The sequence below is a fragment of the Chloroflexota bacterium genome (genome assembly GCA_018829775.1).
Lineage (GTDB): Bacteria > Chloroflexota > Dehalococcoidia > Dehalococcoidales > RBG-16-60-22 > E44-bin89.
The window spans coordinates 15,650-29,174 of record JAHJTL010000010.1 but is presented as its reverse complement, the minus strand read 5'-3'; the positions used below and the strand labels follow the sequence as shown (position 1 = coordinate 29,174).

The 13,525-nt window shown below is 47.1% G+C and carries 14 protein-coding genes; 12 read left to right on the top strand and 2 right to left on the bottom strand.

The genetic code is table 11. The features are described 5' to 3' along the window. The first annotated feature begins 300 nt into the window (after window positions 1-300). From KKD83_01540 to KKD83_01530, 3 genes are all read left to right on the top strand, one after another. On the top strand, window positions 301-930 hold the full coding sequence (locus KKD83_01540) for a DUF47 family protein (GenBank protein ID MBU2534831.1): 630 nt from the start codon (window positions 301-303) through the stop codon (window positions 928-930). Further along, window positions 923-1,960 carry an inorganic phosphate transporter gene (locus KKD83_01535; GenBank protein MBU2534830.1) on the top strand — a complete coding sequence of 346 codons (1,038 nt, stop codon included), beginning with the start codon at window positions 923-925 and terminating at the stop codon, window positions 1,958-1,960. The genes KKD83_01540 and KKD83_01535 overlap by 8 nt, the downstream gene beginning before the upstream one ends. A gap of 123 nt (window positions 1,961-2,083) precedes the next feature. Next, window positions 2,084-2,701, top strand: coding sequence for an inorganic phosphate transporter (locus KKD83_01530; GenBank protein ID MBU2534829.1), 618 nt, complete (start codon window positions 2,084-2,086; stop codon window positions 2,699-2,701). Between the two features lie 144 nt (window positions 2,702-2,845). Here KKD83_01530 and KKD83_01525 read toward each other — a convergent pair whose 3' ends face one another. Next, on the bottom strand, window positions 2,846-3,193 hold the full coding sequence (locus KKD83_01525; protein MBU2534828.1) for a hypothetical protein: 348 nt from the start codon (window positions 3,191-3,193) through the stop codon (window positions 2,846-2,848). 412 nt (window positions 3,194-3,605) lie between these two features. Here KKD83_01525 and KKD83_01520 point away from each other — a divergent pair, with 412 nt between their 5' ends. Continuing rightward, window positions 3,606-3,911: a winged helix-turn-helix domain-containing protein gene (locus KKD83_01520; protein MBU2534827.1), complete on the top strand. Its 306-nt coding sequence runs from the start codon at window positions 3,606-3,608 to the stop codon at window positions 3,909-3,911. A gap of 29 nt (window positions 3,912-3,940) precedes the next feature. Here KKD83_01520 and KKD83_01515 read toward each other — a convergent pair whose 3' ends face one another. Then, window positions 3,941-4,708, bottom strand: coding sequence for a 3-oxoacyl-ACP reductase FabG (locus KKD83_01515; protein ID MBU2534826.1), 768 nt, complete (start codon window positions 4,706-4,708; stop codon window positions 3,941-3,943). A gap of 205 nt (window positions 4,709-4,913) precedes the next feature. Between KKD83_01515 and KKD83_01510 the strand changes: the two genes are divergently transcribed. The 8 genes from KKD83_01510 (at window position 4,914) to KKD83_01475 (ending at window position 13,397) form a co-directional block, all read left to right on the top strand. Next, entirely contained in the window at window positions 4,914-5,660 is a 747-nt protein-coding gene (locus KKD83_01510; protein MBU2534825.1) for a hypothetical protein, read from the top strand. Window positions 5,661-5,740: 80 nt separating this feature from the next. Next, the gene (locus tag KKD83_01505; GenBank protein ID MBU2534824.1) at window positions 5,741-6,478 is read left to right on the top strand and encodes a sulfite exporter TauE/SafE family protein; all 738 of its coding nucleotides are present in this window, start codon (window positions 5,741-5,743) and stop codon (window positions 6,476-6,478) included. 33 nt (window positions 6,479-6,511) lie between these two features. Then, on the top strand, window positions 6,512-6,649 hold the full coding sequence (locus KKD83_01500; GenBank protein ID MBU2534823.1) for a hypothetical protein: 138 nt from the start codon (window positions 6,512-6,514) through the stop codon (window positions 6,647-6,649). Further along, window positions 6,625-6,927 (top strand): hypothetical protein, encoded by a 303-nt coding sequence (locus KKD83_01495; protein ID MBU2534822.1) that lies wholly within the window; start codon window positions 6,625-6,627, stop codon window positions 6,925-6,927. Before KKD83_01500 ends, KKD83_01495 begins: the two co-directional genes overlap by 25 nt. A gap of 544 nt (window positions 6,928-7,471) precedes the next feature. Further along, window positions 7,472-8,899: an efflux RND transporter periplasmic adaptor subunit gene (locus KKD83_01490; GenBank protein ID MBU2534821.1), complete on the top strand. Its 1,428-nt coding sequence runs from the start codon at window positions 7,472-7,474 to the stop codon at window positions 8,897-8,899. Window positions 8,900-8,977: 78 nt separating this feature from the next. Continuing rightward, on the top strand, window positions 8,978-10,126 hold the full coding sequence (locus tag KKD83_01485; protein ID MBU2534820.1) for an ATP-binding cassette domain-containing protein: 1,149 nt from the start codon (window positions 8,978-8,980) through the stop codon (window positions 10,124-10,126). After that, window positions 10,119-12,497: an ABC transporter permease gene (locus KKD83_01480; protein MBU2534819.1), complete on the top strand. Its 2,379-nt coding sequence runs from the start codon at window positions 10,119-10,121 to the stop codon at window positions 12,495-12,497. The genes KKD83_01485 and KKD83_01480 overlap by 8 nt, the downstream gene beginning before the upstream one ends. Window positions 12,498-12,557: 60 nt before the next feature. After that, entirely contained in the window at window positions 12,558-13,397 is an 840-nt protein-coding gene (locus KKD83_01475; protein MBU2534818.1) for a DegV family protein, read from the top strand. Window positions 13,398-13,525 lie beyond the last annotated feature (128 nt).

Sequence of the window (13,525 nt, the reverse complement as noted above, 5' to 3'; positions counted from 1 at the left end):
GTCAATAAGTTTTATATATTTACGTCTATAATATATATTTATTGTATACATTTATCTACAGTCAACAAACAAGAGATTTCAAGACGAAAATAAATTCAAATCATTTCGATTAGCGTAAAGCTCGCTCATTCGCAGTCATTTTATACTTGACATAGATGGCCCAGTTTAGATAACATACCTTTAAAGAGACCATGAGAAAAATATTCCTCGCTCTTTGTTTAACATCTTTTAACCCCCCTCGGTTAAAGTCCGGACTAGGCTACCTTTTTTCCAATGTCATTAAATATAGGAGTAGGTCTGTTGGTTAAATTTTCACTCATGCCCAGAGGCAAGATATTCTTTGAGCTTTACGAGGAAAGCGCGGAAAACATGGTCGAGACGGCTGAGTTTATGAAAAATATGGTCGACAACTGGGAAAATATTGCTCATAACGTTGAGCAAATGGAGGAATACGAGCACAAAGGCGACAATACCACGCATCGGATTATTGAACTTTTACATCGCACTTTCGTGACGCCATTTGACCGGGAGGATATGGCGACCCTGGCCCACTCCCTCGATGACATCGTGGACTTAATTCATGCGGCAGCAGTTGCCATGCATATTTACAAAATAGATACTCTCAAAGAAGGCGCCAAAGAACTGGCCGCTATCATAGTAACCGCTACAAAGGAAGTGGAAGTGGCATTAAAGCAGCTGCGACATCACCCCAATCTGAAGCAGGTCCTGGAGCACTGCATAGAGATAAATCGACTTGAAAACGCGGCGGATACAGTTTTTCGCAGCGCCATGGCTGAATTATTTGAGAATTGCGACAATACCGCCGACATAATCAAATGGCGCGAGATTTTAGAACACATGGAGAGCGCGACCGACAGGTGTGAGGATGTGGCCAATGTCCTTGAGGGAGTAGCCCTCAAGCATGCCTGATTTATCTTTGGATATACACCTCATTGCTCTTGTCCTCATTGTCATTTTCGCAATCGCTTTGGGGTTCTCCAACGGATACAATGACGCAGCTAATACTATTGCGACAGCAATAGGTAGCCGTTCGTTAGCCCCCAGGCAAGCAATAGTACTTGCAGCTATATTCAATTTTCTAGGTGCAGCTACAGGACTAGCTGTAGCTAGAACCATCGGTAAAGGCATACTCATTCCAGAGGCAATATCCTATTCAACGATAATAGGTGGAGTTGCTGCCTGTGTTATTTGGACGATACTTGCTACCAAATTTGGTATGCCTGTGAGCATAACCCATGGTCTGGTATCTGGATTAGCAGCCGCAGGTATAGCTAGTGCGGGAAGTGAAGCAATTATATGGAGTGTAATGCAACGAATACTCACATCAGTTGTTGCTGCACCAGCGCTCGGATTTACAGGGGGTTTTGCGATTATGCTTGCTTTGTACTGGATATTGCAGCGTAGTCCTCCAGATATACTGCGTTCTCTTTTTAGTAGGTTGCAAATACTTTCTTCGGCTTTTATGGCATATAGTCACGGGAAAAACGATGGCCAAATGCCAATAGGTGTTATGACAATGGGATTCGTGTTTTATTATCAGGATCCAAGTTTCTGGGATCGTCTGTCACTTAGCGATCCTGTTGGTCGTTGGATAATTATTATTTCGTCATTAGCCATTAGTTCTGGTATGGCGGCTGGTGGATGGCGCGTCATAAAAACTTTGGGTATGAGAATCACGAGTCTTAATCCAGTCCAGGGTTTTACTGCTCAGTTTGCAGCAGCAGGGGTTATTGAAGCTGCCTCGAATCTTGGCATCCCAGTAAGCACAACGCATTGTATCAGCACGTCGATTATGGGAGTTGGAGCAACCCGGCGGCTATCGGCAGTAAGGTGGGGTGTAGCTGGTAACATTGTGGCAGCATGGGTGATAACGTTCCCTGTAACAGCATTACTAGGTTATTCATTTTCGTGGATACTGGGACATTATCTCTTCGTCTAAGTAATATCAACTCAGTCCACCAGTCCTATAAGAATCACGCCAAGAAACAGGACTTTAGCCCAGACTTTTTATAATATTGTCGAGTTGATTCATGCCGCCATCGTATGGAGCGTCATGTAGCGCGTGCTATCCGCCGTAGTTATCGCCCCGGCGCTGGGTTTTGCCGGCGGCTTTGCTATCATGCTTGGCCTCTACTGGATATTTCAGAAAAGCCGACCCGACCGCATGCGCCGCGTTTTCAGCCGTATGCAGTATGTCAGCACCTTCTTTATGGCTTACAGCCATGGAAAGAATGACGGCCAGATGCCTATCGGTGTAATTACCATGGCCCTGGTGATTTACTATAACGATGTTGGCATCTGGGACCGCCTATCGGTACTGAATCCTGATACATGGTGGGTGATTGTTGTCTCTGCGGCGGCGATAAGTATCGGTACTGCTTTGGGTGGTCGACGGGTTATCAAGACAATCGGTATGAGAATGACGAACCTGCGGCCGGTCCAGGGATTCACCACCCATATTGCCGCGGCCGGTGTCATTGAAACCGCGTCCCATTTTGGCATTCCGGTGAGCACCACGCACTGTGTCAGTGCCTCGGTGATGGGAGTGGGGTCCACAAGGCGATTTTCCGCGGTTCGCTGGGGAATAGCCGGTAATATCATAGCCGCCTGGATACTCACATTTCCTATCTGCGGCATACTGGGTTACGTTCTTACACTATTGCTCAAGATGGTATTTTAAACCCGCAGCAATCTCTATGTTAATCACCGGTGGGAAATACAGGTCAGCCTTTCTTTGCCCAATCTTCGCTTTGTGGAGATGTTAGAAAGAATGAAAAAAGAGGGACGCAAACGTCCCCTTCTCTGTAATTCAAGAACTAATCTATTAATTGTTTCTTATTTCTTCAATACGGACTTCGCCGTTGCGGGAAATACGGCCCTTGTAGCGCAATAAATCAGGATACTTATTCAGGTCATTGTATCTCTTTACGGATATATTTGAATCATAGGCTTTTGCCCAATCGTAAATAAAGATAGAATCCGTTTTGACCTTGTTGGAAAGGACTTTGCGTCGAATATACCACAGGCGCAGCAGGTCTTTGGGAAGCAGATGATATTTCGTCTCCAAGGTTTCCAGCACATGTGCCGGCCAATGGTGGTCACCGTTTCTTATTAATAATCTGGACAACTTTGCAGATACCTTAGTCAGCCCCGTTTTAAATTTATTAACCATCGCTTCCCTCAATCGATAGTTTATTATATTTCATTTACTGTCTTACTAAATAAGAAACTATTCATACTTGCTCAAATGTCTTTTTGCCTATGTCATTATCATGTATTGCATATTATGAAACCGTATATATGAAAACCACTACAGGAATAATAATTCATAGATAAATATTTGTCAATACCTTTGACTAGTGCTTTAGTAATAGTTAAAAAATACGCGCATTTATAAGACTACAATTATTTGGCAATTATCTGTAAATATATGGGGAGGTAAAATTATTAATATTTGATACTTGCAGAGTAAATAGTTATATGCTATAAAATACAATTGAATTAATTTGCATGAATTGATAGTATTGACTTTTTATTCCAATTAAGGTATATTTGTGTCGAATTTGTCGTTAGTTAGATAAGAAATGCAAAAGTTCAGATTTTTAACCAACCACGCTTTAGTGCTGAGCCATATCGCGCGCCAGCCTCGCATCACGGCAAGAGAACTCTCTGACATTATCGGAATCTCGGAAAGAGCCACTCATAATATCATAAATGACCTCCTCGAGGAAGAATATATAACCAAAAAACGTGAGGGAAGAGGAAACCGCTACATGTTTAATCCGGACTGCCCTATAAGCTTTGCTGGCTGGGAAGATACGGCCGCCGGTTTTCTACTGGAATCAATTGGCTGGCGGAAACGGGGACGACCGCGCAAGGTCAGTCAATAGCGTTTTATTTAACTTCTGTCGTGTGATAATCAGCCCATCAGATTGGTTCTGCCGCCATTGCAGGCAATAATCTCGGCGGTGATGAAAGCGGAATCGTCCGAAGCCAGAAACAGCGCTAAATGGGCGATCTCTTCGACAGTACCCAGCCTTCCCAGTACGGATGTGCTCTTACCCACTTCAATGAATTTTTCCACCTGCTCCGGTGTCCGACTGGCGTAAATCAGTGGTGTTAAAATCCTCCCTGGAGCGATAGCATTGACGTTTATTCCGTAGGGGCCGAACTCGCGAGCGCATGCTTTCGTAAACGCGTTCACGCCAATTTTTGAAGCCGCATAAGCCGCTTGCCCCGGTTCATTGGCACCAAATGAGGCCGTCGAGGATATATTTATAATCTTTCCTGACTTCTGTTTGACCATATGTCGGGCTACTGCCTGGGTGCAAAAGAAGAGGCCTTTGAGGTTGGTATTAAATATAAGGTTCCAGGTATCTTCGGTCAAATCAAGTACTGGCGTGGGGCGGTTAATTCCGGCGTTATTCACCAGGATGTCAATCCGTCCAAATTCATCGATTACCTTTTGTACCATGTTATCTACCTGTTCCTTAACCCGTACGTCCATGGATATCGCCAGCGAGCGTCTTTCCAAAGCTGTTATCTCATCGCGCACTTTTTCGATATTCTGAATATTACGACTGCAGACGACGATGTCGGCTCCGGCGCTGGCAAACTCCAGAGCAATGGCTTTACCGATGCCGGTGCCGCCACCGGTAACGATTGCTTTTTTCCCTTCTAATTTCATCCTGATTGCTCCTTAAAATGTAAATCCGCTTCTGAAAAAGCGGGCTATATTCCTGTATTCTGTGCCCTGAAGATGGGGAGATTTTAGCATTGAGTCGCTGAAGAAGCAATTGTTTTTTCGGATAATGGCTGTCGTGCTACAATAATAGCTAAGTTTTCAGGAAGAAGATAAAAGACGACATATTTGAAGGTGAAGGAGGCAAGCCATGTTGAAACTAACCGCTGAGCCGCTGGGAAGGCTGTTGCGTGTGGATGAGCCAGTTGAAGAGCTGGGTATTAGTACTTATGATAGGCTGCGGGATGCCGTTAAGGCGGGAGACAGAGAAACGGCCCTGGAGTTGATCGATTATGTTCAACATGAAGTCAAGGAAATTCATGATGTCTACTGTGACTGGTCCTATGCCTTTTTGACCTGGATAAGCGATAACTGTGGTGAGGAGATGCTTCCCGACGTGCTCAGATACACGAACGAAAAGATTTCGCTGGCGTTTTTTAACCAGCTCAAGGGCCTGAAAACAGTGAAACAGCGGGTTCAATGGTATACCGAGCAGATGAGGGCTCATCGCTCCGGGCCGGGAGAGACGGGAACAATCAAGGTATGGGAAGAGGAAGACAGATATGTGATAGAATGCGACCCCTGCGGTAGTGGTGGCAGGATGAGACGGACGGGTGAATTAGACAGGACTCCGCCGAGAACAGGGGCGCCTTTCAACTTCGGAAAGACGAAAAAGGCGTATCCATGGTCCTGGTATATGGAGGGTGTCCCTTATTACTGTGTGCATTGCTGTTACTGGTCTGAGCTTATGCCCATGGAAGCCACCGGCGCTCCCACCAGAATAGCCGAATATGACCCAGACCCAGGTGCCCCATGCCGACTTTATTTCTATAAGAAACCGGAATTGATACCGGAGAAATACTACCAGAGAGTTGGCCTGGAAAAACCGCATAAATGAGCTGGGCCTGATGTCATTCTTTGATGAGTAACCTGCTATAATTCGATATATTATTTCATATTGGTTTTGAGTTAGAAGTGTTGACCACAATTACTTTTTTTGTTATCGCCTTTGTAGCCGCGGCCGTAGCCAGCGTTGCCGGATTTGGTTCGGCAACTATGACTATTCCTTTCCTTTCATGGATAATCGGATTCAAGCAAGCCATAATACTGATTGCCTTTTTCCACGGATTCAGTAACCTTTTTAAACTGATTCGATTGAGACAGGCGGTTAATGTTCGATTGATGCTCTGGTACGGGATACCGACGGTTATAACTGCTGTCGCGGGTGCTTACCTTCTGGAAATTGTAGCGCCAGAAGCCATAGGGCTTGGCATTGGCATATTTCTGATACTTTTTGCCGTGTATACGTTCATTAACCCGTCACAGACATTGCCCGAAAGAGAATATGTGCTGGTAACTGGAGGGCTGATATCCGGGTTCACTGCCGGCCTCATTGGACTTGGTGGCGCTATCCGCAGCGCCTTTCTCATATCCACAAATATCAGGAAAGAAATGTATATAGCTACCTCAGCATCTATTGCTCTTTGTACTGATATTGCGCGCTGCACGACTTATGTGGTTCGCGGCTCTCTTGATTCGCAGTATTACTGGTTCATTCCGGTGCTCTTCATCATCGGTTACGCGGGTACCAGACTCGGGGTGAAGCTGTTGAGGTGGTTGCCGGAGCTGGCGGTTAAAAGGATAGTGCTGGTGATGCTGTTACTGGGCAGCATCTCATTTATACTTAACTATTTTGGAATTATAGATATTAATTGAAACGCCTACCCTCAAGGAAAGCGGGGAGGGACTATGCCAAGAAAGATTAGATTGGGCTTTACCCGGGATTTTTTCGATGCAGAAGGCAATTTCATTATGCCCGGTCCGGGACCAGGGGTGTTCGATGATATGCCGCCCGCGGACCGATTATTGATGAGAAGGCGCTTATAAAGGCTCTTCAGGAAGGGTGGATACAGGGTGCCGGGCTGGACGTATTTGAGCAGGAACTGGTGCCCGCCGATAACCCGCTTCTCAGGATGGAGAACGTCATCGTATCGCCCCACTTCCTGTGCCACACTGGTGAGCATTTCATAGATATGGCCTATGAATGGAAGGAACAGGTGGAGAATATTCTACGAGGGGAGATTCCAGAAAAACTGGTGAACCGCAAGGTCTGGAGTACGCCAAAGCTCAAAGCTAAACTGAAGAGGTTCCAAGAGAAGAGATAAGTTAGAAAGGGGAGCATTTATGCTCCCCTGTAATTGCTAGTTGACATAATCACCACTTCACAAATATTAGGATGTATGTTCATAGATATAGCCACATCGAGGGTTCTGATCGCAAATTCGACGTCACTAGTGAACAATTAACTCGTGTCATAAAGATCTATTGAACAACCTAAGCTAATTGTATGCCGTAAAAAGATTCCTTTTTATTTTGACAAACTAGTTATCGATGATCGAGATATTTTCCATATTTCAACAGGGCTGGTGATTAAACTATCGACCCTATTTCTGACTTCTAAAGTAACTATTCAGTAATTACTACCCAGACTATCTAAACTGCATAAAAGCACCACTAAACCATGCCATTCATTTCGTTTATAAGTTAAACCTGATTTACAGGGGTATCGGATTCATCTATAATTCAGGGAAGTTTTTCAATATAAAGTACGTGAAAGTACCATATTATCGCTGGAGAAGATAATCTATAATAAAACGACGCACCTTTGTAGAAGAAGTTGCAGAACAGTGGAGAAAGGAGATTAATCAGATGAAGGGTCGACAAATCGTGGCTGTTTTATCAATGTTATGCCTAATTTTTGTTAGCGTTACTGCCTGTAATCCATTTGGTGGCAGCGAGGCGGAGTCTAACCAACAGGTAATTGAGGTGACGCGAGGGGATTTGGCTGTCACCATCAATGGCATTGGTAATATAGCTATTGCCGAAGAAAGACAGTTGTCCTTCGGCAGTGTGGGTAAAGTAGAGGAGGTATACGTCGAGGAAGGTGATAAAGTCAGTAAAAATGATGTACTGGCCAAACTTGATACCGATGCTCTGGAGTTAGCGGTAACTCAGGCGGAGCTGGCTTTAACAGAACAGCAAGTGGCGGTAACCCGAGCGGAGGTAGCTCTAACCGAAAAAGAGGTAGCCGTAACTGAGGCAGAAGTAGCTCTAACCGAGAAAGAGGTAGCCGTAACCGAGGCACAGGTAGCTCTGGAAACTGCCGAGTACAACTTGTTTGAAGCCAAAGACGAGTATATTTTACGAGACATTCGGTCGGCACAGGCCGATGTAGATGAAGCGCAGAGGTATTTAGATCAGGCTCTGCGGAATGTAGAGCAAGCTTCAGACTTTGCATTGGAATGGCAGCAGAAGGCGGTAATTCACGCTCAGAAAAGGTTGGACACAGCTAAAGACATCTTGGAGGCAATGCTTGCCGGCGCTGACCCGCAGGAAGTAGACATTAAGAATTTGGAACTGGAGCTGGCGCAACAGTCCCTGGAGTTAACTCAGCTAACTCTTGAGCTAGCGGAACAGTCTCTGGAGCAGGCTCGACGTTCTGAAAAACTGGCTCAACAATCTTTAGAACAAGAACAGCGGTCTCTGGTAGAAACCCGGCAGTCCCTGGCACTGGCACAGAAGCAACTCAGTGAGGCAACTCTCACTGCGCCATTTGATGGGGTGGTAGCCAGGGTGGATGTTGATGAAGGAGACAGTGTCTCAGCTACTACCACAATCGCCTATTTTGTGGACCTCACCAGCTTAGAGCTGGAGGTAGAAGTGGATGAGATAGATATACCAAGCGTAAAGCTGGGGCAAAGAGCTATCATCAGTATTGATGCCCTACCCGGTGTTGAACTCGGGGGCGAGGTTACCTTTATACCCCCGATGTCAAGGGAAGAGCCTGGTTTGGTGTTATATGACGTAAAAATCGGCTTTGATGTTCCGCAAGACTTTGAACTTAGAGGTGGTATGAGCGCTACGGCTGACATTGTCATTGATGAACGCAGCAACGTACTTCTGGTGCCGAACCAGACTATCAGACTGGATAGTCAGGGCAATTCGATAGTAATGATTATGGCCAATGAGTTAACTGAGGAGAGAAGAGTGGTTACCGGCATCAGCGATGGCTCACATACCGAGATTTTGAGCGGGCTTGATGAAGGTGAAGTAATCGTAATCGCAGTGGAAAGATAAACTGGACCTCGGTCATCCACGGAGATATGCTCACCGATAGCATGATAAATAATACTTATATGAAGTGGGGAAATGCCAATGTTCAAGTTTTTATCAAGACAAACGTTTAAAGAAAGCGATATCCACCGGTATGACGAGTACCTCATCCAGTTGCAAAATGTTGTCAAGACGTATCAGACCGAGGCCGGCGATTTTTTTGCTCTGAATAACATCAGGCTTGAAATTGGCAATGGTGAGTTCGTTGGCGTGATTGGCAAGTCTGGTAGTGGTAAGTCTACGCTGATCAATATGATTACCGGCATTGACCGTCCCACTAAAGGGGAGGTTTACGTCACCGGCACACCGATACATACTTTGAGTGAAGGAAGGGTGGCGCAGTGGCGCGGTCGCAATCTGGGTATTGTCTTCCAGTTCTTTCAACTTCTGCCAATGTTGACGGTACTTGAAAACGTCATGCTTCCGATGGATTTCTGTAAGATGTACAATCCACGGCAACGCCGTGAAAGGGCTTTCAGCGTCCTCGACCTCGTTGGCGTCGCCGGCCATGCCAACAAACTACCGGCTATGCTTTCCGGCGGCGAACAGCAGCGCGTCGCCATCGCCCGAGCGCTTGCCAACGACCCACCTATTATCATAGCAGATGAGCCCACCGGTAATCTCGATTCAAAGACATCAGAACGGGTATTCAGTCTGTTTGAGGCACTGGTAGCCGGTGGCAAGACAGTTCTTATGGTAACACACGACGGCGACCAGGCACGACGAGTTAAACGTACGATTGTCATCGCTGACGGTGAGATAATCGAAGAGTATTTGTCTCGAACCTTCCCTTCGCTTACTCAACCACAATTAGTCTGGGTGACATCAAAATTAAAGCAGGAAAAATATCTTCCTGGTTCCGTCATTATCCAAAAGGGAGAGGCAGCCGACAAGTTTTTTATCGTCACCAAGGGGTATGTAGAAGTTCATTTGCACATACCAGGCGGGCAGGAGCTTGTTGTCTCCCGCGTCGAGAGTGGCCAATACTTTGGCGAGGTTGCCTTGCTTCACGGCGGTCCAAGAATGGTTACTATTCGTGCCGCTCCCGATACCGATGTTGAAGTAGCCGTGCTTAACAAGTCAGACTTTAACCAATTAGTTGGTGAGTCTAAAACCACCAGAAAACAGATAGATGGTGTTGCACAGGAGCGCCTCAGAATAATCGCCAAGGAAACGGGTGGTAATGATTGATCCACGCTGGCGCAAAGTAATCCGCGACCTTTGGGGTAACAAAACCAGGACTTTTCTGGTGGTGATGGCAATTGCTGTTGGTGTTTTTGCCTTCGGCAGCGTCTTCATCACCCAGGAAGTGCTGGTCTCGGATATGGATACGCAGTTCCACGATTATAATGCTTCCACCATTACCATGAGCATCCCCGCCTTTGATGACAGCCTGGTACGCTGGGCTCGTCGCCAGGAACAAGTTGTTGACGCACAAGGCCGGGCGTTGCGCTCGGTTAAACTGGTGGGACAGGCTAGAACATTTAACCTCAACCTCTATGCCTATGACGATTATGAGCATATAAAACTCAACCGTATTACTTCAGAGAAAGGGAAATGGCCACCCGGTCGGCGTGAGATTCTCTTCGAGCGTGCTTCGGTTTCACTCCCCGGTGTTCAGATTGGCGATAATATTATCATCGAGTTGTCTGACGGGCAACAGTATGAGCTGAATATTACCGGGACCGTCCACGATTTAAATGCTGTTCCGGCGAATCTGAATCCGCAGCTAACCGGCTACGTTTCTATGAAAACGATGGGGTGGCTCGGCTTCGGTGAAACCTACAACCGCCTTGAGATTGTCGCCCAAGAGGAATTTAACAATCTGGCCAGGCTTGAAGTGGTGGCCGATGAACTCAGGGACCGATTGCAACGCACCGGGTTTTCTGTTGGTTCAGTCAACGTCCTTGAACCCGGCGAGCACTGGGGCAGAGATACCACACAAAGCTTCACACTCATCTTGAATTTCATTGGTATCTTCGCGCTCCTCCTCAGCGGCTTCCTGGTGATAAATACCATCTCGGCAATGCTCACCCAACAAAGACGCCAGGTGGGTATGATGAAAGCTGTTGGTGGCACGGGAAGGCAGATCATGAGTCTCTACCTGGTGCTGGTGGCATTCTACGGCCTGCTGGCGCTGGTGGTGGCGTTACCCGTTGGCATGGGGCTGGCCTATTTATTCATCGTTGCGGTTAACCAGTTTTTAAATCTCGATATGCTTCATTTCTACCTGCCTTTGTCTATTTTCCTTTTACAGTTGATCGTGGCGTTGCTGGTACCCATAGTCGCTTCCATAATACCTGTCCTGGGGGGCGTGCGAGTAACCGTACGGGAGGCTATCAGCAGTTATGGCATTGAGGGGACAGGCGGGTCCGGACTACTAGACCGCCTGCTGCTGCGGGTGCGCGGCCTACCACGGCCGGTACTGCTCTCCCTGCGAAACACCTTCCGGCGTAAAGGGCGGCTTTTTCTGACTCTGGGCACACTTACCCTTGCCGGTACGCTCTTCATTACCGTTATGAATGTGCGCGGCTCACTGATGACTGAAGTTGATAACCTTATAGACTCAACTTTTAACTACCAGGTTATACTCGGTCTCGATGGCAGTTATCCGAGCCAGGGGGTTGAGCGCAGAGCCGAGGAGGTGCCGGGTGTGGTCCATGCGGAAGGCCGGACGACATTGTGGGTAAAGCGTGTCAAACCGGACGGGACTAAAGGAGGTTCGTTTGAAGTTACCGGCCTGCCTCCTGATTCAGACTTTATCCAGCCAACTATGCTCTCGGGGCGCTGGCTGGAGGAAAATGACCGGAATGCCATCGTCCTCTCCAGTGAATTGGCCAGATGGATGTCGGACGTTCATGCTGGCGACGAGATTGTGGTAGAGGTAAATGACAGGGAATACCGCTGGAAAGTAGCGGGTATCATGCTGATGGCCTGGGAAGGTGTCGGCTTTGCCGATTTCAACTACCTTTCGCGAATCAGAGGGAATCCTGGTCAGGCTGTGACGATGAGTGTCAGTACGGAACAAAAAGACGGACAGTCTCAATTCATGCAGGCAGAAGCCGTTAAGCAGCGTCTTAAAGACGCCGGAATCAAGGTTGGCCAGTCGTCCACTATAGCTGAGTTTGCCGGGTCTATTGCCAGCCAGTTCGATTTCCTGATTATGTTTCTGATGGCAATGGCCGCTATGTCGGCACTGATTGGCGGGCTGGGGCTGGCCGGCATCATGAGCCTGAACGTGATGGAGCGTACCCGCGAGATTGGCGTGATGCGCTCCATCGGCGCCTCCAACAGCATGGTGGGTGGTATCGTCCTCATTGAGGGACTGCTTATCGGAATCATCAGCTGGGTGTTAGCGATTCCCCTCAGTATACCGGTGACCCTGCTTTTCAACGCTATGCTGGGACAGATGATTATTGACCAACCCCTGGTTTTCGTCTTTCTACCAATTGGTCTCGTTACCTGGTTCATAATCGTGGTGGTTGTCTCGGTTGTCGCCAGCCTGTTACCCGCATACCGCGCTATCAAGATGAGCGTGCGGGAAACACTGGCGTATGAATAGTGTAATATGCTTTAATCCAGAGGCTTGTAGCAGCTAAAACATTAAGGGAGATAATGATTGATGAAAATCAAGATTGTTACCGACAGTACTGCTGACCTGCCACCTGGACTGGCAGAGGAGCTGGGTATTACCGTGGTGCCGGTCTACGTTAAATTTGGCGGTGAAGTTTACCGTGACCGGGTGGACATCAGTGAAGACGAATTTTACCAGAGGTTAATAAGTGACCCTGCTCATCCCAGCACCGAACCGCCAACACCGCGTGATTTTGCCAGTGTCTACGAGAAGCTGTCTCAAGACGCTGACGGGATTATTTCCATTCACATCTCCAGTAAAATCAGCGCCACCTGTAACTCAGCGCAACGGGGCAAAGAACTCGTAGAAACAGAGTGTCCAATTGAGGTTGTAGACTCTAAGTTGGTGACAATGGGCCTGGGAATGCTGGTTATGGCGGCTAACTCCATTACCAAGTCTGGAAAGGATTTACCGCAGGTGACGGAAGAGGTAAAACGGATTATTCCCGGTATCCGTTTGCTCGGTCTTCTTGATACGTTAAAATATCTGGCTCGAGGTGGCCGCATTGGTAAGACAAGGGCGCTTCTAGGCTCAATATTGGCAGTGAAGCCAATGTTAACGATGAAAGACGGAGAACTGGAGTCGGCCGGTCAGGTTCGCAAACGTGCTGATGGTATAGAACGATTGGTTGACTTTGTGAAAAAGACCACAGGTATTGAGGATTTGTCCATCGTGTATAGTACCACGCCTGATGAAGCGCAGACTCTAGCTGAGCGTATGGATTCTATATTCTCCAAAGAGAAGATTCGATTAGTTAGACTGGGACCTGCATTAGGGGCTCACGCTGGACCAGGTATTATATTCGTAGCCCTTAGAGTAAAAGCTTAATCCAATAGTAATGAACACTTTAAGTAGTTGAGTTGTCCTTGTCCAAGAGCTTCTTTCTATTGAACATTTCGTCAGAATGTTAAATAGAAAGGGGAGCAATGATGCCCCCTCTTTTTTTAAGACTATTA